18 protein-coding genes are annotated in these 22371 nt (G+C 71.9%); 14 read left to right on the top strand and 4 right to left on the bottom strand.

Features of this window, described 5'->3' with window-relative positions; translation table 11 throughout:
- Positions 1-148: 148 nt before the first annotated feature.
- Genes ACFW3L_RS22555 through sucC form a run of 3 tightly spaced genes read right to left on the bottom strand, consistent with a single transcriptional unit; the run spans position 149 to position 3851 of the window.
- Positions 149-1708 (bottom strand): aldehyde dehydrogenase family protein, encoded by a 1560-nt coding sequence (locus ACFW3L_RS22555; RefSeq protein ID WP_378743500.1) that lies wholly within the window; start codon positions 1706-1708, stop codon positions 149-151.
- Positions 1705-2646 (bottom strand): succinate--CoA ligase subunit alpha, encoded by a 942-nt coding sequence (gene sucD / locus ACFW3L_RS22560; RefSeq protein ID WP_378743501.1) that lies wholly within the window; start codon positions 2644-2646, stop codon positions 1705-1707. The genes ACFW3L_RS22555 and sucD overlap by 4 nt, the downstream gene beginning before the upstream one ends.
- A gap of 32 nt (positions 2647-2678) precedes the next feature.
- Entirely contained in the window at positions 2679-3851 is a 1173-nt protein-coding gene (gene sucC, locus ACFW3L_RS22565) for an ADP-forming succinate--CoA ligase subunit beta (protein WP_378743502.1), read from the bottom strand.
- A 136-nt stretch (positions 3852-3987) separates the two neighbouring features.
- On the opposite strand from sucC, the gene ACFW3L_RS22570 reads away from it, so the two are divergent.
- From ACFW3L_RS22570 to ACFW3L_RS22635, 14 genes are all read left to right on the top strand, one after another.
- Positions 3988-5592 (top strand): MFS transporter, encoded by a 1605-nt coding sequence (locus ACFW3L_RS22570; RefSeq protein WP_378743503.1) that lies wholly within the window; start codon positions 3988-3990, stop codon positions 5590-5592.
- 76 nt (positions 5593-5668) lie between these two features.
- Positions 5669-7375 (top strand): thiamine pyrophosphate-binding protein, encoded by a 1707-nt coding sequence (locus ACFW3L_RS22575; protein WP_378743504.1) that lies wholly within the window; start codon positions 5669-5671, stop codon positions 7373-7375.
- A 15-nt stretch (positions 7376-7390) separates the two neighbouring features.
- Complete coding sequence (gene frc, locus ACFW3L_RS22580; protein WP_378743505.1) at positions 7391-8620, top strand: formyl-CoA transferase; 1230 nt, start codon at positions 7391-7393, stop codon at positions 8618-8620.
- A 4-nt stretch (positions 8621-8624) separates the two neighbouring features.
- Positions 8625-10778 (top strand): acetate--CoA ligase family protein, encoded by a 2154-nt coding sequence (locus ACFW3L_RS22585; RefSeq protein ID WP_378743506.1) that lies wholly within the window; start codon positions 8625-8627, stop codon positions 10776-10778.
- Between the two features lie 278 nt (positions 10779-11056).
- On the top strand, positions 11057-12682 hold the full coding sequence (locus ACFW3L_RS22590) for an Nramp family divalent metal transporter (RefSeq protein WP_378743507.1): 1626 nt from the start codon (positions 11057-11059) through the stop codon (positions 12680-12682).
- Complete coding sequence (locus ACFW3L_RS22595) at positions 12682-13254, top strand: hypothetical protein (protein WP_378743508.1); 573 nt, start codon at positions 12682-12684, stop codon at positions 13252-13254. Before ACFW3L_RS22590 ends, ACFW3L_RS22595 begins: the two co-directional genes overlap by 1 nt.
- A gap of 370 nt (positions 13255-13624) precedes the next feature.
- Entirely contained in the window at positions 13625-14032 is a 408-nt protein-coding gene (locus ACFW3L_RS22600; protein WP_378743509.1) for a DUF485 domain-containing protein, read from the top strand.
- Positions 14029-15729 carry a cation acetate symporter gene (locus ACFW3L_RS22605; protein ID WP_378743510.1) on the top strand — a complete coding sequence of 567 codons (1701 nt, stop codon included), beginning with the start codon at positions 14029-14031 and terminating at the stop codon, positions 15727-15729. Before ACFW3L_RS22600 ends, ACFW3L_RS22605 begins: the two co-directional genes overlap by 4 nt.
- 233 nt (positions 15730-15962) lie before the next feature.
- Positions 15963-16979, top strand: coding sequence for a sensor histidine kinase (locus ACFW3L_RS22610; RefSeq protein ID WP_378743511.1), 1017 nt, complete (start codon positions 15963-15965; stop codon positions 16977-16979).
- Entirely contained in the window at positions 16976-17764 is a 789-nt protein-coding gene (locus ACFW3L_RS22615) for a LytR/AlgR family response regulator transcription factor (RefSeq protein WP_378743512.1), read from the top strand. The genes ACFW3L_RS22610 and ACFW3L_RS22615 overlap by 4 nt, the downstream gene beginning before the upstream one ends.
- Positions 17765-17780: 16 nt before the next feature.
- A complete protein-coding gene (locus ACFW3L_RS22620) occupies positions 17781-18161 on the top strand; it encodes a hypothetical protein (protein ID WP_378743513.1) in 381 nt (126 codons plus the stop codon).
- Complete coding sequence (locus ACFW3L_RS22625) at positions 18158-19813, top strand: cation acetate symporter (RefSeq protein WP_378743514.1); 1656 nt, start codon at positions 18158-18160, stop codon at positions 19811-19813. Before ACFW3L_RS22620 ends, ACFW3L_RS22625 begins: the two co-directional genes overlap by 4 nt.
- 83 nt (positions 19814-19896) lie before the next feature.
- Complete coding sequence (locus tag ACFW3L_RS22630; RefSeq protein WP_378743515.1) at positions 19897-20439, top strand: hypothetical protein; 543 nt, start codon at positions 19897-19899, stop codon at positions 20437-20439.
- A gap of 548 nt (positions 20440-20987) precedes the next feature.
- Complete coding sequence (locus ACFW3L_RS22635; protein ID WP_378743516.1) at positions 20988-21284, top strand: hypothetical protein; 297 nt, start codon at positions 20988-20990, stop codon at positions 21282-21284.
- Between the two features lie 47 nt (positions 21285-21331).
- Here the strand turns inward: ACFW3L_RS22635 and ACFW3L_RS22640 are convergent, their stop codons facing one another.
- Positions 21332-22105: a hypothetical protein gene (locus tag ACFW3L_RS22640; protein WP_378743517.1), complete on the bottom strand. Its 774-nt coding sequence runs from the start codon at positions 22103-22105 to the stop codon at positions 21332-21334.
- Between the last annotated feature and the right edge of the window lie 266 nt (positions 22106-22371).

The following is a 22371-nucleotide window of genomic DNA, read 5'->3' on the forward strand; positions in this document are numbered from 1 at the left end:
CCGGGACCCGTCCTTCCGAACGCTCTCGCCGTGGCAGCGAGCGCGGATGCTCCCGGGGCCGGGCCCTGCCCCCCACGGGCCCGAGGGGTCGCACCCTCCGGGCCCGTTCGTCACGCCGCGTGGAGTGTTCGGCGGAACGCCGCGCTCCCTACCGCACCGCCCCCTCCCACCCCTCGGGGAGAAGCGTGTGGTGCGGGAAGTTACCGGGCGACCGCTCGCCCGCGGGCCCCCGGGTGACCGCGTGCACGAGGAGTTCACCGCCCACGAAGGCTCCGCGCCAGGAGTCGCCCCAGCCGCCGAAGAGCTCGTCGCGGTCGCCGCGCGAGCGCGGGCGGTTGACCCCGACCTTGAAGGCCCGCACCCCGGCCGCCAGGCGCACGGCGGTGTCGGTGTCGTCGCAGGAGAGGGTGGCGACCAGGGCGCCGTTGCTGGCGTTCATCGCCGCCATGAGCTCGGCCTCGGTGTCGACCAGCACGATCGTGTCGACCGGCCCGAAGGGCTCGGCGTGGAAGAGCGGGGAGGACCTCGGCGGTTCGAGCAGAGCCACGGGGGCCACGTAGGCGTCGGTGTTCTGTCCGGGCAGCAGCAGTGCGTCGGCCAGGGTGCCGCGGTACAGGGGCACCGCCCCGCCCGCGACGGCCTCCGACACCCGGTCGTGGAGTTCCTTGGCCTTGGCCGCGTTGATCACCGGCCCGAAGTCGAGTTCGGGCAGGTCCTCCCCCGGGTCCGCGACCGCGAGGGGGTGGCCGAACCGCACCCCCGCCGCCGCAGCGAGGTACGCCTGGAGGAAGTCGGCGAAGCGGGACCTCTGCACGACGAACCGGGGGTAGGCCGTGCAGCGCTGCTTGGCGTAGTCGAAGGTCCTGCGGATCTGGCCGGAGAGGGCCTCCCAGTCGTCGAACTCCCACACACCCCAGCAGTTCAGCCCCTCCTGTTCCAGGATGTGGCGCCGGTCCAGGTCCGCCAGGTCGGCGGCGACCCGGCCTCCGGTGTCACGGCCGCCGACGAAGGACACACAGCCGATCTCCGGGCTGCGGACCAGCGCCGGGGCGAGGTCCCTCCCGCCGCCACCGACCAGGGTGAACGGGAGTCCCTCGCGCACCGCCAGGGCGACCGCGAGGGTGAGGCACACGAGCCCGCCGTCGGTGGGTGTCTTGGCGATCGCCGCGTTGCCCGAGAGGGCCTGGACACACATCGCGTGCGCCAGGACGCTCATCGGGTAGTTCCAGCTGGCGATGTTGCTGACGGGGCCCTCCAGCGCCCGCCTCCCGTCCATCATCGTGTCGATCCCGTCCAGGTACCACTCCACCCCGGAGATGGCGCGGTCGACGTCCTGGCGCGCGAGCCGCCAGGGCTTGCCGATCTCCCAGACGAGCGCCAGTGCCAGGGTGTCCCGGTGTTCGCCCCAGGACCGGACCGCGGCACGCACACGGGTACGGCGTTCCTCCAAGGGGACCCCGGCCCAGGCACGGTGCTCGATCGCCGCCTCCGCCACGGCCCGCGCCGCCGTGGAGGCGTCGAGCATGGGCGGTCCGGCGATCTCGGTACCGTCCACCGGCGAGTGTGAGACGCGCGGTTGTCCGTCGACACGCCACCGGCCGCCCCAGCGGTTGTGCACCCTGTCGGGTCCGAAGGCCTCCGGGGCCGCCTCTCGGCACCGGGCGTACAGGGTCGCCCACTCGGTACCGGGTTTCAGGATCGTCGTCATGGGGTCGCGGACGCCGTCGCCGGAGCGAGACCGTCCCCCTCCTCTCGGTTCTCGACCGCCGCTAGGACGGACCGGACGAGGCGGGCGGTCTCGCTCGGGGTCCGGCCGACCCGCACCCCGGCCGCCTCCAGGGCCTCCTTCTTCGCGGCGGCCGTCCCGGAGGAGCCGGAGACGATCGCCCCGGCGTGGCCCATGGTCCTGCCCTCGGGCGCGGTGAAACCCGCGACGTAGCCGACGACGGGCTTGGAGACGTGTTCCCGGACGTACGCGGCCGCGCGCTCCTCGGCGTCGCCGCCGATCTCGCCGATCATCACGATCACGTCGGTGTCCGGGTCCTCCTCGAAGGCGGCCAGGGCGTCGATGTGCGTGGTGCCGATGATCGGGTCGCCGCCGATCCCCACCGCCGTGGAGAAGCCGAGGTCCCGCAGTTCGTACATGAGCTGGTAGGTGAGGGTGCCGGACTTGCTGACCAGGCCGATGCGGCCGGGCTCGGTGATGTCGGCCGGGATGATGCCCGCGTTGGACTGGCCCGGACTGATGAGGCCGGGGCAGTTGGGGCCGATGATCCTGGTGCGGTTGCCACGTGCGGCGGCCAGGCTCCAGAAGGCGGCGGTGTCGTGGACCGGAACACCCTCGGTGATCACGACGGCCAGGCCGATCTCGGCGTCGATCGCCTCCTCCACCGCGTCCCGGGTGAAGCGGGGCGGCACGAAGACCACGGTGACGTCCGCGCCGGTGGCCTTGACGCCCTCCGCCACGGAGCCGAAGACGGGCACCTCGGTGCCGTCGAAGTCGACGCTCTGACCGGCCTTGCGCGGGTTCACACCGCCGACGACGCTGGTCCCGGCCGCGAGCATGCGCCGGGTGTGCCTGGTGCCCTCGGCACCGGTCATGCCCTGGACGAGCACCCTGCTGTCCCTGTTCAGAAAGATGGCCATGGGGTTTCTCCTGTCTGCGGGGGCGGGTCCGGTCAGTTCCGCGCGGCGAGTTCGGCGGCGAGCCGGGCGGCGCCGTCCATGGTGTCCGCCTGGCGCACGGCCGGGTGGGCGCGGGCGGTGAGGATCTGGCGCCCCTGCTCGGCGCTGTTGCCGTCCAGGCGCACGACCAGTGGCTTGCCGACGTCCTCTCCCCGGCTCTCCAGGAGTTCGAGGGCCTGCACGACGCCGTTGGCGACGGCGTCGCAGGCGGTGATCCCGCCGAAGACGTTGACGAACACGCTCCGCACGGCCGGGTCCCCCAGGATCACGTCGAGGCCGTTGGCCATGACCTCGGCGGAGGCGCCGCCGCCGATGTCGAGGAAGTTGGCGGGGCGCACGCCGCCGTGCTCCTCCCCGGCGCGGGCGACCACGTCCAGGGTGGACATCACGAGTCCGGCGCCGTTGCCGATGACGCCGACCTCGCCGTCGAGCCGTACGTAGTTCAGACCGCGTTCCCGGGCGCGGAGTTCGCGTTCGTCGGTCCCCGCGCCGTGCGTGAACGGGGTCCGCTCGGCGTGACGGTAGGCCGCGTTGTCGTCCAGGGTGACCTTGCCGTCGAGGGCGACCACCCGGCCGTCGGCGGTGCGCACCAGCGGGTTCACCTCCACCAGCGTGGCGTCCTCGCCCACCATCACCTCCCACAGGGCGGCGATGACCGTGGCGGCGCGGTCCCGGACCTCCTCGGGGAGTCCGGCGGCCGCGCAGATGCCCAGCGCCTCCTCACGTCCCACCCCCTGGGGACCGACCGGGGTGCGCACGACCGCGTCGGGCTCGGCCGCGGCGACTTCCTCGATCTCCATCCCGCCCCGCGCCGAGCAGATCGAGATGAACTCACGGTGGGCGCGGTCGAGCAGGAAGGAGAAGTAGTACTCCTCGGCGATGTCACTCGCCTCCTCGACCAGGACACGGTGGACCGTGTGGCCCTTGATGTCCATGCCGAGGATCTCCTCCGCCCGGGCCCGGGCCTCGGCGGGGCCCTCCGCCACCCTCACACCGCCGGCCTTGCCACGTCCACCGGTCTTGACCTGGGCCTTCACCACGACCCTCCGGCCGAGGCGACCGGCCACCGACGCCACCCGCTCGGGGGTGTCCGCGATCTCGCCCTCGACCAGAGCGACCCCGTACTCACCGAAGATCTGTTTGGCCTCGTACTCGTGGAGATCCAACGCTCCTCCTCCGTCCGCTCGTCGCCCCCCTTCCAGTGATACTCCATATTGTATGCAGTATTCAATAGGCATGGTGAGCGGGATGCCCCTTCACAAGCCCTCCTGGACTTTGCATACTGCATACAAGGAGGTCGCCATGTTCCCCCGCCATCTGCCCGGACCACCGCCCCGGCCCGCCCCAGCCGAACCGGAGCCCCCGCCCGGCCCCTCGACGGTCACCGACGTCCTCGACTGGCGGGGGCGGCGCTACACCGTCGGACCCTCCGCCCGCCTGCTCACCGGAGCACCGAGGTCCGTGCTGCTGGCCCGCGCCCTGCTCGCGGTCGCCGCGGTGGGCGTCCTCCAGTTCGGCTACGGCGCGGCCGTCCCCCTCCTGACGGCGGCGCACGGTTGGTCCCCCGCCCAGGCGCTGACCCCGTTCCTGGTCTGGGCCCTCGTCCAGGGCTGCTTCGCCCCGGTGCCGCGCCTGCTCCGGACCCGGGGACTGCTCCACCCGGGCACGGCGATCTGCGCGGGGGCGGCGCTCTGCGCCGTGGCCGTGTACACGGTCGGGCACACCACGGACCCGCTGACCGCCGTCGCGGGGTACGGGCTGCTCGGCGGCGTGGGGGCGGGACTGGTCTACCACTCCTGCGTGGACCTGGTGGGCGGGTGGTTCCCGGACCGGCACACCGTGCGCCTGGGCGCCGTGGGCGGGGCCTTCGCCCTGGGTTCGGTTCCGCTCCTGCCCGCTCTCGCGCTGGGGCCGCCCTCCGGCGACCCGGGCACCGCGGCCACCGTCCTCGCCGTGGCCGTGCTCGTCCTCGGTGTGGCGGGCGGCGCGGGTCAGCGCGGGGCCCCGGCGTGCTGGTGGCCTCCGGGCAGCGACCCCCGCGCGGCCGCACTGCGGCGCGGGGCCGACCCCCCGGCCGCGCGCGACTTCACCGCGGGCCAGGCCTGGGCGAGCGGGCGCTCCCTGCACGCCCTGCACGCGATCGTGGCGTTGTCCGGGACGGTAGGGCTGTTCACCCTGGTGGTGCTCCCACCGGTCCTGTCGGGCCTGGGCCGCGATCCGACCCAGGTCGCGGTGGCCGTCACGGCGTTCGCCGTGGGCAGCGGGGTCGGGCGGCTCGCCGCGAGTGGGGCGGCCGAGCGGGCAGGTCGGCGCCGGACCCTGACCGTGCTGCTGGCCGCGACCACGCTCGGGCAGGCCGCCCTGGCCGCCTCCGCCCCGGACGGCCCCCTGCCGCTCCTGGTCACCGCCGTCCTCGTGGTGGGCGCCGGTACCGGCGCCTGCTACCCGTTGACCCGCGCGATCACCGAAGGGCACTTCGGCACCGGCCAGCGCGGGGGCACCGGCCAACACCGGAACGCCGGTCGACGCCGGGGGCAGCGCGGTGGCATGGGAGAGCACGGTGGCACGGACGCGCACCGTGGCGCCCCGCGGATCGGCGGGACCACCCGGTTCCGCGTTCCGGGCGAGGACGATCCCGCCCGCTCGGCGGACCTCGCGGGGCTGGTCCACGGCTCCAAAGCGGTCGGCGGACTGCTCGGCGTGGGCGGCGCCACCGTCCTCCTCAGTCTTGTCCCGGACACCGCGCACACCCCGGTCCTGGCCGCCTCCGGCCTGCTCACGGCCGTGGCCGCCCTCCTGGCCGCACGCCTGCGCCGCCCCCTGCCCATCCGGACGCTCCCCCCGGGCGCCGGGACAAGTCCGTCTCCCGGGGTCTGGACAGCGCGGCGCCGGAGTGTTCCAATGTGATGCACACGGTATACAGTATCCGATCTTCACGGATCACACGCTCCGCACCCTCAGCACGAAAGGGGTCGTCGTACCGATGGCCGAAGGCAAGGTACCCACCGAAACGAACAGCGACAGCAGCACGATCTCCGGCGGCCACCTGGTCGCCAAGGCCCTCAAGGCCGAGGGGGTCGACGTCGTCTTCACACTCTGCGGCGGCCACATCATCGACATCTACGACGGCTGCGCCGACGAGGGCATCGACGTGATCGACGTCCGGCACGAGCAGGTCGCCGCACACGCCGCAGACGGCTACGCACGAATCACCGGCAAGCCCGGCTGCGCGGTGGTGACGGCGGGCCCCGGCACGACAGACGCCGTCACCGGCATCGCCAACGCCTACCGCGCCGAGAGCCCCATGCTGGTCATCGGCGGCCAGGGCGCCCTCAGCCAGCACAAGATGGGCTCCCTCCAGGACCTGCCGCACGTGGACATGATCAACCCGATCTCCAAGTTCGCGGCCACCGTCCCGCACACCGAACGCGTCGCCGATCTCGTCTCCATGGCCTTCCGCGAGGCCAACAACGGCGCCCCCGGTCCGTCCTTCCTGGAGATCCCCCGCGACGTGCTGGACGCCAAGGTCCCCGTGGAGCGGGCGCGCGTCCCCGCCGCCGGGCACTACCGGGCCTCCACCCGCCAGGCGGGCGACCCGGCCGCCGTCGAACGCCTCGCGGAGCTGATCGTGCGCTCCGAGCGGCCGAGCATCCTGCTCGGCAACCAGGTGTGGACCACCCGGGCCACCGACTCCGCTGTCGAACTGGTCCGCGCGCTCAACATCCCGGCCTACATGAACGGCGCGGGACGCGGCACCCTCCCGCCCGGCGACCCGCACCACTTCCAGCTCTCCCGGCGCTACGCGTTCAGCAACTCGGACCTCATCATCATCGTCGGCACCCCGTTCGACTTCCGGATGGGCTACGGCAAGCGCCTCTCCCCCGACGCCACCGTGGTGCAGATCGACCTCAACTACGCCACCGTCGGCAAGAACCGCGACATCGACCTCGGCATCGTGGGCGACGCCGACGTCATCCTCTCCGCCGCGCTCCAGGCCGTCTCCGGCTACGGCGACACCGGGGCGCAGGGCCGCAAGGGGTGGCTGGAGGAGCTGCGCACCCAGGAGCAGGCCGCGCTCGACAAGCGCGCGCACCTGCTGACCTCCGACTCCACCCCGATCCACCCCTACCGCCTGGTCAACGAGATCAACCAGTTCCTCACCGAGGACTCCGTGTACGTGGGCGACGGCGGCGACATCGTCACCTTCTCCGGCCAGGTCGTCCAGCCGAAGTCACCCGGCCACTGGCTGGACCCCGGCCCGCTCGGCACGCTCGGCGTCGGCGTCCCGTTCGTGATGGCCGCCAAGTACGCCCGCCCGGACAAGGAGGTGGTCGCGCTCTTCGGGGACGGCGCCTTCAGCCTCACCGGCTGGGACTTCGAGACCCTGGTCCGCTTCGACCTGCCCTTCGTGGGGATCGTCGGCAACAACTCCTCGATGAACCAGATCCGCTACGGCCAGATCGCCAAGTACGGCGCGGACCGGGGCGAGCTCGGCAACACCCTGGGCGACGTCCGCTACTCCGAGTTCGCGAAGATGCTCGGCGGCTACGGCGAGGAGGTCCACGACCCGGCCGAGATCGGCCCGGCCCTGCTCCGCGCCCGCGAGTCCGGCAAGCCCTCCCTGATCAACGTCTGGATCGACCCCGAGGTGTACGCCCCGGGGACCATGAACCAGACGATGTACAAGTAGCCCGGAAGGAGAGTCATGGGCAAGGCACTCGACGGGGTCCGCGTCCTGGACATGACCCACGTCCAGTCGGGACCGTCCGCGACCCAGATCCTCGCGTGGATGGGCGCCGACGTCGTCAAGCTGGAGGCGCCCTCGGGCGACATCACGCGGCGCCAGCTCCGGGACCGCCCCGGCGTGGACAGCCTGTACTTCACGATGCTCAACTCCAACAAGCGGAGCATCACCCTCAACACCAAGAGCCCCGAGGGCAAGCGGATCTTCCTCGACCTGGTGCGCCGCAGCGACGTGCTGGTGGAGAACTTCGCCCCCGGCGCGCTGGACCGGATGGGGTTCACCTGGGAGGTGCTCGCGGAGGCCAACCCCCGCCTGGTCTACGCCTCGATCAAGGGTTTCGGGCCGGGCGTGTACGCCGACTTCAAGGCCTACGAGGTGATCGCCCAGGCCATGGGTGGTTCCATGAGCACCACCGGGTTCGAGGACGGCCCTCCGCTGGCCACGGGCGCGCAGATCGGTGACTCGGGCACAGGAATGCATACAGTGGCCGGTATCCTCGCCGCGCTGTACCAGCGGGTGCACACCGGCCGGGGCCAGCGCGTCCAGGTCGCCATGCAGGACGCGGTGCTCAACCTGTGCCGGGTCAAGCTGCGCGACCAGCAACGACTCGCGCACGGCCCCCTCTCCGAGTACCCCAACGACGACTTCACCGACGAGGTCCCCCGCTCCGGCAACGCCTCCGGCGGCGGACAGCCCGGCTGGGCCGTGCGCACCGCGCCCGGAGGACCCAACGACTACGTGTACGTGATCATCCAGCCCGCGGGCTGGGCGCCCATCGCCCGCCTCATCGGCCGCCCCGAGCTGGCCGAGGACCCAGAGTGGGCCACCCCCGAGGCCCGGCTGGGCCGGCTCGACAAGGCCTTCGCCCTGATCGAGGAGTGGTCCCGGGAACTGCCCAAGTGGGACGTGCTCTCCGCCCTCAACGCGCACAACATCCCCTGCGGGCCGATCATGTCCACCCGGGAGATCATCGAGGACCCCACCCTGAGGGAGAACGGCGTGGTCACCGAGGTCGACCACCCCGAGCGCGGCAGCTACCACACCGTGACCTCGCCCATCCGCCTCTCCGACTCCTCGGTGGACGTCAGCCGGTCCCCCCTGCTCGGTGAGCACAACCCCGACATCTACCGCGACGAGCTGGGCCTGACCTCCGAGGAACTGGCGGAGCTCGCATCGAACGGAGTGATCTGAGCGCATGGCCGTCTTCACCCCCGAACGTTCCGACCGCGACCCCTCCCCCGTCCGCGAGGTCCTCGACCGGGCCCGCGCCGAGGGCCGGACCGCGCTCACCGCCCCCGAGGGCCGCCTCCTCGCGGAGGCCTACGGCATCCCCGTCCCCGGCGAGGCCCTGGCCCGCAGCGCCGAGGAGGCCGCCGCCCTGGCCACCGAGCTCGGGCTCCCCGTGGCCGCCAAGATCGTCTCCCCCGACATCCTGCACAAGACCGACGCGGGCGGCGTGGAGATCGGACTGAACAGCGCCGAGGAGGTCGCCGCGGCCTACGAACGCGTCACCGCCAACGCGCGCGCCCACGACCCCGACGCCCGCGTCGACGGCGTGCAGATCCAGCAGATGGTCCAGGGCGGGCTGGAGGTCCTGGTCGGCGCCACCACCGATCCCACGTTCGGCAAGGTCGTGGTCTTCGGCCTGGGCGGCGTCCTGGTGGAGGTCCTCAAGGACGTCTCCTTCCGGCTGGCCCCGGTCACCCGGGAGGAGGCGCTCGTCCAGGTGGGCGACATCAGGGCCGCCGAGGTGCTGGACGGGGTCCGGGGCGCCGAGGCGGTGGACCGGGGCGCCCTGGCCGACCTGCTGGTGCGCCTGTCCGAGCTCGTCACGGACTTCCCGGAGATCGCCGAGGCCGACCTCAACCCCGTGTTCGCCTCCGCGTCCGGGGCGATCGCCGCCGACCTCCGGTTCGTCCTGGACTTCGAGCCCGCCGAGGGTCCCCGCACCTTCGAGCGGGAGGAGATCCTGGCGTCCATGGAGCGCATCTTCAAGCCGCGCTCCATCGCCGTGATCGGCGCCTCCAACGAGGCGGGCAAGATCGGCAACTCCGTGATCCGCAACATCGTGGACGGCGGTTACCGGGGCGACATCCACCCCGTCAACCCGAAGTCCGCCGAGGTCAACGGCCTCACCTCGTACAAGTCGATCACCGACGTGCCCGGCGAAGTGGACGTGGCGGTCTTCGCGATCCCCGCGAAGTTCGTGGCCGGTGCTCTGGAGGAGGCCGGGCGCAAGGGGGTGGCGGGCGCGATCCTCATCCCGTCCGGATTCGCGGAGACCGGCGAGCACGAACTCCAGGACGAGGTCCTCGCGGTCGCGCGCAGACACGGGGTCCGTATCCTCGGGCCCAACATCTACGGCTACTACTACACGCCGGAGAAGCTGTCCGCGACCTTCTGCACCCCCTACGACGTCGCCGGGGGCACGGCCCTCACCTCGCAGTCCGGCGGGATCGGCATGGCGATCCTCGGGTACAGCCGCAGCACGCGGACGGGCGTGTCCGCGATCGTGGGCGTGGGCAACAAGGCCGACATCGACGAGGACGACCTGCTCACCTTCTTCGGGCAGGACGAGAACACCAACGCCGTCGCGATGCACCTGGAGGACCTCAAGGACGGCCGGGCGTTCGTCGCCGCCGCCCGCGAGGTGGTCCCGAAGAAGCCCGTGGTGGTGCTCAAGGCCGGGCGGACCTCCGCCGGGGCCCGCGCCGCCGGGTCCCACACCGGCGCGCTGGCCGGGGACGACAAGGTCTACGACGACATCCTCCGCCAGGCGGGCGTGGTCCGCGCACCCGGACTGACCGAACTCCTGGAGTACGGCCGCGCCCTGCCGGTCATGCCCGCGCCCGGGGGCGAGAACATCGTGATCATCACGGGTGCGGGCGGCTCGGGGGTGCTGCTCTCCGACGCGGTGGTCGACAACGGGATGTCGCTCTACGAGATCCCGCCGGACCTGGACGAGGCCTTCCGGGCCTTCATCCCGCCGTTCGGGGCGGCCGGGAACCCGGTGGACATCACCGGCGGCGAACCGCCCTCCACCTACGAGAAGACGATCCGCCTCGGGCTGGAGGACCCCCGCGTCCACTCCCTGGTGCTCGGCTACTGGCACACCATCGTCACCCCGCCGCTGGTCTTCGCCGACGTCGTGATCGACGTGGTGAGCAAGGCCCGCGCCGCCGGAATCGACAAGCCGGTGGTCGCCTCCCTCTCGGGTGACACCGAGGTCGAGGCGGCCAGCCAGCGGTTGTTCGAGCACGGGATCGTCGCCTACCCCTACACGACGGAGATGCCCGTGAAGGTTCTGGGAGCGAAGTATCGCTGGGCCCGGGCCGCCGGACTACTCTGACCGAGTGCCCGGCCGGTACCACCGGCCCCGGCCCGGCCCACACCACACAGGACCGACACCCACCACGCGCCCCCACACAGGGCGCACGAGCCACACCAGCCCGGCGGCCTCTGGAGCCGCCGCCGCAAGGCCGCCGGGCCCCTGGTCACCGCAGGGACAGCCACGTCCTGCCACGGTGACCCCCAGCCACGTGTCCACCACGATCAGGGAGGTGCCGCAACACCCGGGGGCGACATGCGATCCACCGACTCGCATTCGCACACACACGGAGTACCGCCTTGGATTCCTCACGCCCCGAACCCGACTCCTCAGAACCCCCGGCGCCGTCCGGGACCCAGCGACCCCACGTCCCGGCCCAGCGCGGGCCCCACCCCTCCGAGACCGGCCCCGCCGCCGAACCGGTCACCGCCTCCGCCGACGCGCCCTCCGACACCCCCGCGGAGGCGGGCGCCCCCGTACGGGAGGAGCGGTACTGGAGAGCGGGCAAGCTGGAGCCGATGCCCATCCGGGAGCTCCCGAAGGCTCCCCCCTCCATCCACATCCTCGGCCCCACGGTGTTCCTCGTCGCCCTGGGCGTGGGCATGGGCGAGTCCTACATGTGGCCGCGCCTGGTGCTGGTCTTCGGCCCCGAGATCCGCTGGCTGTTCCTGATCGGCGTCTCCCTCCAGGCCGTGGTCATGCTGGAGATGTCGCGCTACGCGATGGCCACCGGGGAGAGCATCTTCTACGGCGCCGCGCGCGTGTTCAAGCCGCTGATGTGGTTCTTCTTCCTCACCGCGATCCTGGTGTACATCTGGCCGGGCCACCTCTCGGCGGGCGCCTCCGCCTTCGAACGGGTGACCGGCATACCCTGGCAGGCCACGGCGGTGGCCGGGATGGTCCTCGTCGGCGTGGTCTTCACCCTCGCCAAGGTCATCTACGACCTGCTGGAGAACCTGCTCTCCATCTGCATCGGCCTGTTGGTCGTCGGGACGTCCGTGGTCGCGGCGATGGTCGGCAACCTGTCCGACCTCACCTCCACCATCAGCGGGATGTTCGCGTTCGGGTACTTCCCCGAGGAGGCCATGTCTGCGGCCTGGTTCCCGATCGTCGTCGGTGCCATCGCCTTCGCCGGGCCCTCCGGTATGCAGCAGATGTGGTACACCCTGCACCTGCGCGACAAGGGCGCGGGCATGGGCGCGCACATCCCCCAGATCCGCGGCCTGCGGCACGCCGGCGACCAGGAGGCCATCCCCTCACGCGGCTTCATGTTCGACACCTCGGACCCCAGGGAGATGGAGAAGTGGAAGGGGTGGCGCCGCTGGGTGACCTTCGACGCCCTGGTGCTGTTCTGGGGCATCACCATGCTGGTCACGATCTCCTTCACCGTGCTGGCGCAGTCGGCGGCCCGGTTCGACCCGCAGGTGGCGCAGCTGATCCGGGACGGCGACCGGGAGGCCTCGCTCGACGCCATGGCCGGTGCCTTCTCGGCGGCGGGGAGCCCCGTCCTCGGCACGGTGTTCTTCCTCTTCATCGCGCTGATCGGCATCAACGCCACCCTGGGCCTGTTCGACTCCTTCTCGCGCGGCCAGGCCGACATGACGTACAACTTCGTGCCGGGCGCCAAGCGGTTCGGGATGTCGAAGCTGTACGGGATGTTCCTGTGGGGACTGATCGCCTTCGGTACCGTCATCCTGCTGTTCGGACCGGCGGACGGACCGGCGGCGATCCTGGACGTGCTGGCCTTCCTGTCGGCCTTCGCGATGGGCGCGTACTGCGTGGTGCTGCTGCTGGTCAACAACATCGCCCTGCCCAAGCCGATCCGTCCGGGGATCGTCTCCAACGCGATCATCGCGCTGGCCGCCGTGTTCTACCTCGGGGCGCTCATCTACTCGCTGATCGCCTTCGGAGTGGTGGTCGACTGATGCCCGCCACCTCCGCCCTCCGGCCGGGGGGCACCCCGCCCAACCACCTGGAGGTCGCGCTCCCGGGGGCCGCCATCGGCGTGGTCGCCGGTCTGTTCGCCACGGGAGTCGGGATGGCGGCGGGTCTGCCCCTGGCCATGACCGGCACCGCCGGTCTGGCCCTGGGCCTCCCGCTCGCCGTGCTCGGCGCCGCGTACAGCGTGCTGCTGGCGCGCGGGTTCTTCCCGATCGGGGCGGTGGCCCCCCTGGCCCTGTACTGGCTGGTCGGGTTCCCCGCCGCGCAACTGTTCGACGCCCACATGGTGGCGTGGGTGATCGGTGACGGCCCCGCGCTGCGCGAGCCCCTGCCGTCCTTCCTCGCGTTGCAGGCCATGCTGAGCTTCGGCTTCACCATCGGCTTCCTGTGGCTGCACGAGCGGGTCATGCCGCACTGGCTGATGCGTGTGCGCGACCACAACCCGGTGGCCGAGTCGCTGTTCCAGCGGTACCTGGTGCACGCGGCCCACCTCAACCGCCGACGCGACGGGCGCAGGGCGCGTCGGCCCCGACGGGGTCGCGGGCGCCCGGACTGACCCGTTCCCGCCCGAGGAACGGGAACCGAGCCGACGGCCCCGGCGGGCCCCTCCCGCCGGGGCCGTCGGCCGTGTGCGAGGCGTGCCGTTCGAGGGCCGTCTCCCCAGGCGGGGCGGGGCGCGGTCCGCCCGTCGACCGTTCGTCGCGTCAGACGACCGTTCGTCGCACGGTGGGCGACCGCTCGACGCTCCTCGTCCGCGTTCGGCGCGCGCCCCGGCTCGCCCCCCTGCTCAGGCCGGGTGGCGCTCCTTACAGTGCTGGGTAACGCACGTCACAAGATCTGGTCATTCCAGGCGAAGCCGCCCCGACCGCGGGAACGCGGCCAGACGCGGCACCTTCCCCGCCATCCCCCCGGAGGTTACGAACAGCATGACAACCCAACCATCGGCCAAGGACCCCACGTCAGGGGCGGCCCCGGACGAGGCTCCCGCGGCGGAACCCATCCCGTCCGAGACCATCGTCGCGATGCACAGCGACCCGCGGTTCCTCCACCTCAGGCGGACCCTGTACGTCTTCGTCTTCCCGATGACCGTGCTGTTCCTGATCTGGTACGCCGTCTACGTCGCGATGTCCGGCTTCGCCCGCGACATCATGGCGATCGAGGTAGCCGCCGGTTTCAACGTCGCGCTGCTCCTGGGGCTCCTCCAGTTCGTCTCGACCTTCGGCATCGCGATCCTCTACTCCTGGTACGCCCGCAAGAAGTTCGACCCGCTCTCCTACGAGCTGCGTGACGAGCTCCTGGGCGTCAACGACAAGAAGGAGGAGGAGAGCAAGTGATCCTCTCGACCGGGCTCCTCCTCGCGCAGGAGGGCGCCGTCACCGGTGCCAGTCGGACCATCACCATGGTCCTGTTCCTGCTCACCATCGCGGGCACACTGGCCATCACCGCGTGGGCGAACAAGCGCACACACACGGCCACCGACTTCCACTCCGGCGGCCGGGGCTTCACCGCCACCCAGAACGGCTTCGCCATCGCGGGCGACTACATGTCGGCCGCGTCCTTCCTCGGCATCGCGGGCATGATCGCGCTGTCCGGCTACGACGGCTTCCTGTACTCCATCGGCTTCCTCGTCGCCTGGCTGATCGCGCTCCTGCTGGTCGCCGAGATGCTGCGCAACTCCGGCCGCTTCACCATGGGTGACGTGCTCTCCTACCGGATGCAGCAGCGCCCCGTCCGCACGGCCGCGGCCGTGTCCACCCTGACCGTGTCGATCTTCTACCTGATCGCGCAGATGGTCGGCGCGGGCGCGCTCATCGCCCTGCTGCTCGGCATCCAGGGCGACCAGACGTACCTCGGCATGTCCGGTGACGTCGCCAAGATCATGGGCATCGTCGTGGTCGGCCTGCTCATGGTCATCTACGTGACCTTCGGCGGCATGAAGGGCACCACCTGGGTCCAGATCGTCCAGGCCGCCTTCCTCATGATCAGCGTCGCCTTCCTGGTGGTGCTGACGCTGTCCATCTACGGGTTCAGCCTGCCCGAGCTGATGACCCAGGCGGCCAACTCCAGCCAGGTCGGCGACGAGACCTTCCTCCAGCCGGGCCTGCTGTACGGCCAGGAGGTCGACAGCGCCGTCCAGACCATGTGGAACAAGCTGGACCTGATCAGCCTCGGCATGGCCCTGGTGCTCGGCACCGCCGGTCTGCCGCACGTCCTGATCCGCTTCTACACGGTTCCGGACTCCACCACCGCCCGCAAGTCCGTCAACTGGGGCATCGGCCTCATCGGCGTCTTCTACCTGATGACCCTGGTGCTGGGCTTCGGCGCCGCCGCGCTGGTCGGCTACGAGACCATCCAGGACCAGAACCCGGCGGGCAACACCGCGGCACCGATGCTCGCGGAGGCGGTCGGCGCCAACATCGGCGGCCCGATCTTCGCGTCGATCATGCTGGCGGTCATCGCCTCGGTGGCCTTCGCGACCATCCTCACGACGGTCGCCGGTCTGACCATCGCCTCGTCCTCGTCCCTGGCGCACGACTTCTACAACTCCGTGATCCGCAAGGGCAAGGCGACCGGCGCCGAGGAGGTGAAGGTCGCCCGGGTGGTCACCTGGTTCGTCGGCCTCGTGGCCATCGTCCTCGCGGTGTTCGCGCAGAACCTCAACGTGGCCTTCCTGGTCTCGCTGGCGTTCGCCATCGCGGCCTCCGCGAACCTGCCGACCCTGCTGCTCAGCCTGTTCTGGAAGCGCTTCAACACCGCCGGCGCCCTGGCGGGCATCTACGGCGGTCTGATCAGCGCCGTCGGCCTGGTGTTCTTCTCGCCGGTGGTGTCCGGCTCGGACACCGCGCTCATCCCCGGCGCCGACTTCGCGTGGTTCCCGATGCCCAACCCGGCGCTGGTCTCGGTGCCGCTGGGTCTGCTCTGCGCCGTGGTCGGCACGCTGATGTCCAAGGAGCGCGACTACGAGAAGTTCGCGATGCTCCAGGTCCGCGCCCTCACCGGCGCGGGAGCGGAGAAGGCCAGCAGCCACTAGGTCGCCGGTCTCCCGTTGACGGGCCCGCCGCCTCCCTGGGCGGCGGGCCCCTCCCGTGCACCGTCCGCGACCGTCGGCGCACGGTCCGAAACGACGAGGAAGAGTGAGGGTCAGCACGTGATCGCCGACACATTTCGCGGGGATAGGATCGTTCCGTGTCCTATCGGTGGCTGTCGCGGCTTTCCCCCTCCCGGCGCCCCACGTCCTCGGAACGCAGGGCGAGCGTCGCGTTGATGCGCCAGGTCCACGCCCTGGGAGTCGACCTGCGGGACGGCCTGCACGGGCGCGGCGCGCACTCGGCCGCCCGCCGTCTGCGCGAGGTCCTGGCGGTGGACGGGGTGCTCCTCGCCGACCTCGACGGAACGGTCGCCTCCCATGGGAGGTGCCCGGCCCCCGCCGAGGTCACAGCCCTGCTGTCCCAGGTCTTCGAGTACGGCGGCGGCGCCCGGACCCGACTGCCCGACGGCGCCTCGGTGTGCGCCGTCCCGCTGACCGTCGCCGACGAGCTGTCCGGCGCGCTCGTCGCCTCGGGCCACCCGGTGGAGGCGGACGTGGAGGCGGCCGCCGCGCTGGTCTCCGACTCCCTGGACCACGCCGCCCTGCGCCGGGCCCGCGCCCGAATCGCCGCCGCGGACCTGCGCACCCTGCGCGCGCAGATCTCCCCGCACTTCGTGCACAACGCGCTCGCCGTGATCGCCGCCCTGGTGCGCACCGACCCCGACCGGGCCCGCCAGCTGCTGTCGGACTTCGCGGACTACCTCCGGTACGGGTTCTCGGAGAAGGGCGACTACGCCACGGTCTCCGACGAGTTGGAGGCCACCCAGACCTACCTCGAACTCCAGCGGGCCCGCTTCCACGACCGTCTCGACATCACCGTGCGGATGGCGCCCGAGGTGCTGCCCGTCGCCATCCCCTTCCTGGTCGTGCAGCCGATCGTGGAGAACGCGATCCGGCACGGGCTGGAGCGCAAGGAGGGGAGCGGGCACATCAGCGTGTCCGGGTTCGGCGAGGGGCCCCTGTGCGTCATCGAGATCGAGGACGACGGGGTGGGCATGCACCCCGAACTGGCACGCGCCCTGCTGGCGGGCACCGGCCCCGAGTCGCGGGGCGTCGGCCTCGCCAACGTCGACCAGAGGCTGCGGGCGGTCTACGGACCCGAGTACGGTCTGGTGATCGAGACCGCGCTGGGAGAGGGGACGAAGGTGACCGTACGCGTTCCGAGGTTCGCCCCCGGGGTGGTGGTCCGGTGAAGCCCGAACTCCGCGTGCTGGTGGTGGAGGACGAGTCCTCCACCCGCCAGGAGATGGCCTCCCTGTTGGGTGACATGCCGGAGGTGGGGGAGGTCCTGGTGGCCTCCAACGGCGCCACCGCCGTCCGCCTGCTCGGCACGACCAGCATCGACGCCGCCTTCCTCGACATCCTCATGCCCGGGCTGGACGGCATGGACGTGGCGCGGGTGCTGAGCGTGATGTCCGAGCCACCGTCGATCGTGTTCGTGACCGCCTCCGAGGCGCACGCCGTGGAGGCCTTCGGGATCGGCGCCGTGGACTACCTGCTCAAGCCGATCCGGCCGGAGCGGCTGGCCGAGGCCGTGGGGCGGATCGCCCAGCTGCGCGGGTCCGGCGGCGCGTCCTCCCCGGCGGAGGACCTGCACGTGGTGCAGATCGACACCGGACGCAGGACCGTCTTCGTCAAGCGCGACGACGTGCAGTTCGTGGAGGCGCAGGGCGACTACGTGCGGCTGCACACGGCGGACGGCACCCACCTGATCCGCCTGTCGCTGTCGTACCTGGAGGAGGTGTGGGCAGCCGCCGGGTTCATCCGCGTGCACCGGGGGTTCCTGATCGCCATCCCGTGGGTGCGGGACCTGCGGGTGACCTCCTCCTCCGGGCTGGTGGCCGGGACCCCGGCCGGTGACGTGCCCGTGAGCCGCCGCCACAGCCGACGGCTCCGGACCCAGCTCATGGAGGCGGCCCGCCGCGACCAGCTGGGCCGCTCGGCCCGCCCTCCGGGAGCGGTCAAGGAGCAGCCGTGACCGCCGGGGGTGGCGTGTGAGCCCGCGCCGCGAGAAGCTCACCAGCCCGCAGACGCGCATAGCGCTGGCCCGTGGCAACCGCCCCGCGCACCACCTCATCCCGGTGCCCGCGCCGGTGGACACGGAGGCGGCCCGACGGCTCTTCCGGGCCCAGAGGCGCACGGCGGTGCGCACGGTCCTGCTGCTGGCGGTGGTGCTCTTCGGGCTGAGCGGAGCCTTCGCCCTCCTCCCCGAGCTGACCCGGATCCGCCTGGTCGGGGTCCCGGTCTCCTGGCTGCTGCTGACGGTGGCGGTGTACCCGCTGCTGTTCGGGCTGGCCCTGTGGCACGTGCGCGCGGCCGAACGCCTGGAGGACCGGGCCGAGGGCGACCGCGCCGCACCCGACGGGACGCCATGACCACGGCCGTGCTCGCGATCGGCCTGGTCCTGGTGACCAGCTTGGTCATCGGGGTGTACGGGGTGCGGGCGGCCCGGTCCACCTCGGACTTCCTGGTGGCCTCCCGGCGCGTGTCACCGAACTGGAACGCCCTCGCGATCGCCGGTGAGTACCTGTCCGCCGCCTCCATGCTGGGCCTGGCCGGGCTGCTGCTCAAGAACGGGCTGGGCACCATGTGGTACGCGGTGGGGTTCACCGCGGGCTACGTCGCCGTGGTGGCGCTGGTCGCCGGGCCCATGCGCCGCTCGGGGGCCTTCACCGTGCCGGACTTCGCCGAGTACCGGCTGGGCGCGCCCCGGCTGCGCAAGCTCTGCGGGTGCGTGGTGCTGGTGATCATGCTGCTGTACCTGGTTCCGCAGTTCAAGGGCGCCGGGGTGGTGCTGAGCCTGGTCAGCGGGACCCCCTACTGGGTGGGCGTGCTGCTCGCGGGCCTGGTGGTGAGCGGGTCGATCGCGGCGGGCGGGATGCGCTCGGCCACCTACGTGCAGGCCTTCCACTACGTGGTGAAACTGGCCTTCCTCGCCGTGCCCGCGATCTTCCTGGTGGTGCATGCGGGCGCCGAGACCCGCGCCGAGGCGCTGCACCCGGAGTGGGGCACGCACTTCCCGCAGACCACGCCCGTGGAGTTCACCGTGGCCACGGAGTTCAGCCTGGACCACGCGGTCACCGTGACCACCCCGGACGACCGGGAGCTGGAGCTGGCCGCCGGGTGGCACTCGGTCGACCAGGGCACGGAGTACGTGTTCCCGGAGGGCGCCACCATCCCGCACCCGGCCGGGCTGCCGGAGCTGGGCAGCGAGCGGTGGAGCACCCCGCTGCTGGACGTGGGCGGGTACCCGTTGTTCGAAACGTGGTCGACACTGCTCGCCATCACCCTCGGCTGTATGGGCCTGCCGCACGTGATCATGCGGTTCCACACGAGCCCGACCGCGCGGATCGCCCGCCGGGTCGCGGTCGGCGTGATCGCCCTGTTGGGGTTGTTCTACCTGTTCCCCACGGTCTACGGGCTGTTGGGGCGGGTGCTCACTCCGCAGTTGGTGATGCTCCAGGGCACCGACACCGTGGCGGTGGTGCTGCCCGCGGAGGCGGTGCCCGGTTCGGTGGGCACGATCCTGACCGCGCTGGTCGCGGCGGGGGCCTTCGGGGCGTTCCTCTCCACCTCCTCGGGGCTCCTGCTGGCCCTGGCCGGGGGGCTGTCCCACGACCTGTTCCAGGGGAGCGTGCCCCGGCTGCGGCTGGCCGTGGTGGTCGGCGCCTGCGTGGCGGTGCTCCTGGCACTGCCCGCGCAGATGATCGACATCAACGTGCTGGTCGTGTGGGCGTTCACGGTGGCGGCGTCCACGTTCTGCCCGCTGCTGGTGCTGGGGATCTGGTGGCGGCGTCTGACCCTGCCCGGGGCGGCCGCCGGGCTGATCGTCGGCGGTGTCACCGCGACCGGTGCGGTGGGTTGGTCGATCCTGTTCAGCGCGCCCCCGGGGTGGGTGGGTGTGCTGCTGGCCCAACCGGCTGCCTGGACCATCCCGCTGGCCTTCCTCACGATGACGGTGGTCTCCCGGTTCACCCGGCCGCCGGAGTGGGCCGAGCACGCGGTACTGCGCCTGCACTCGCCGTGACGGGGACGAACGGCCATGGTCCGCGGAGTCGCCGGTTGGTAGGTTCACAGCACCCCCGCGCGATCCCACCACCGGAGGACAACGTGCTCGACGCTTCCCCCCGCCAGAAGAACGCCTCCCGCCTCACCGCGCTGACCGCCCTGGTCACGGCCACCGTCCTGCTCGTCCCCGGCACCGCCAGCGCGGAGATGGGGCAGGTCCGCACCGAGAGCCAGGAGATCATCATCACCGACGAGGGCGTCTACGAGGTCGGGGAGGACGTGGAGAGCCTGGAGGCCTTCCTGGAGGAGAACCCCGAGTACGCCCCGACCGTCGAGGACCCCGACCGCGTCGGGGCCCGCGCGACCGAGTCGCTCCCCATCACGCACGGGACGCTGACCACGCGCACCACCGGGTGCAGCAGCGCGACGGTCACCTACAAGAAGACCACCGGGTCCCGGCTGACCATCAGGTTCTCCGTCGCGCAGCTGGGCAGCCTCACCCGCAACGGCCCCACCCTGAACATCAGCGCGGGTCAGACCCGGAGCTTCACGGCCAACCTCTCCCCCGTCGGCAACGTCCAGGGCCGGATGAAGGTGGACGAGCAGAACAAGACCTTCGTCAACAAGTACATCAGCTGCCGCTAGCACGGCGGCGCCCGCAATCCACCCTGGGCTCCGACCCCACGCCGTAATATCACCGTGTGAACAGACCACACCACGGGCGGTCACGGAACCTCTCGCCGCCCCCGCCCTCGTTCCCACGACACCCGGCTCCACCCCGACCCAGCCATCCGCGAAGAAGACCCTCTGGAACCCACCGGCGGGCCTGGGCGCTCCTCGCCCTCGCGGCGGGCGCGTTCGTGCTCACCTGCGGGCCCGCTCCAGCCTTCGCCGAACCGGCCGACCCCTCCGTGCGGGTCGGGCCGTCAGGGGTACGCGTCGACGACGGCACCTCCCAGGTGGACGTGGGACCGAACGGGACCCAGGTGGACACCCCGGGCGCCCACGTCGACGTCCGACCCGGGTCGCACGTCCTGGTGTGCGCCAACGGTGTCCGCGTGGTCGTCCACACGGGTCAGGCGCCGACGTGCCCCCAGCCCCCGCCGGCTCCACCGGCTCCACCGGCCCCGCCGGTCCCACCACCCGCGCCGCCGCCTCCTGTGGAGGAGTCCGCACCACCGCACGAGCGGACGGTGCCCGAGGCGGCCCCGGCCCTGGCCGAACCGACCGCGCCCGCCCCGCCCTCGCCGGAGACCCCGGCGGAGGTCTCCGCGCCCGTTTCGGCCCAGGAGCGTCCGGAGGCCCCGGCCTCCCCGTCGCCCGCCGAGTCCTCGCCCCACGAACGGGTACTCCTGGCGGACGCGAGTCCGCCCGCCACGTCGACGGCCTCCTCGGCCTTCACCCCGCTGCGCACGATGGTGGTCGTCGCGATCGTCGCGGCGGGCGCCTCCGTCGTCGGCGGCCGTGCCGTGGCGACCCTGTCCGACTGAGGCGCGGCCCGTCCCGCCGGGACCTCCGGCGGGACGGGCCGCCTCGGCTAGGGAAGCTCCAGTGTGGCGTCGGACCGGTCGAACCCAGCCAGGGCCTCCTCCATCGTCCCCGCGTCGTTGGCCAGCACGCCGTTGTACGGGTTGCCCATGTACAGCAGCACGACGATGGTGCCGAACACGAACGCCAGGTTCACCGACGACCAGAAGTAGGCCACCCCGGACCCCTTCCTGATCATGGCGAACGGCAGCACGGCGATGATCACGGCCGACAGGGCCGACACGAACAGCAGGGCCGCCGGGATCTGGTCCCCCGCCGCGTCGGCGCGCTGGCTGCGCGCGTCGCTGAGCTTGGTGACCTCCTGACGGGCGGTCAGCCGGTCCAGACCGTCGCCGGTGTCGGACACCGACAGGCCCCGCACCGAGGCCGCCAGCAGGGCGAGGTCGTCGTCACCGCCGGGGCTGAGCTCACCCTTGGTCTCCATCAGCGGCCAGTCGTCCTCCACCACCGTCGTGAGGTAGGTGCGCAGGTGGCCGCGGACGGCCTCGCCCTCCTCCCCGGGGAACGCCGTGCTGCTCCAGTACAGGGCCTGGGCCGCCCCGGCCTCGGAGATCATGTCGTCCTCGGCCGACTTGTAGTCCTCCCAGCCGATGACCACGGCCATCGCGGCCGCCACGAGGTACAGGGACAGCACGCACGGCGCGATGACGACACCCACCGCCCCCTCCGCGAAGGACCCGGCGAGCCGGAAGCGCCAGGCGACCAGGGCGGCGCCTCCGACCATGGCGGCCAGGACGGCGAGGGCGACGAACAGTGTGGACAAGGAGGCTCCCCGGGGGGTTCTCGACAGAGGACGGACCATCCTTAACACGCGGTACGGCGCCGCTGGCGTGAAAAAGACCAAGCGTCACCGGGACGTGCCCGCACCCTGTCGACTCTGTCCACACATGTCATGAACTGCACGGACATGACAAAGAGGGGCGGGGGGGGCGGGGGGGGGCGGCCCCCCCCCGGGGGGGGGGGGCCCTTCGCGCCGGGGGGGGCGGGCCGGGCACGGCGCGAGAAAGCGCGGCGGAGAAAAAAAACACA

Source organism: Nocardiopsis sp. NPDC058789 (assembly GCF_042745575.1).
GTDB classification, from domain to species: domain Bacteria; phylum Actinomycetota; class Actinomycetes; order Streptosporangiales; family Streptosporangiaceae; genus Nocardiopsis; species Nocardiopsis eucommiae.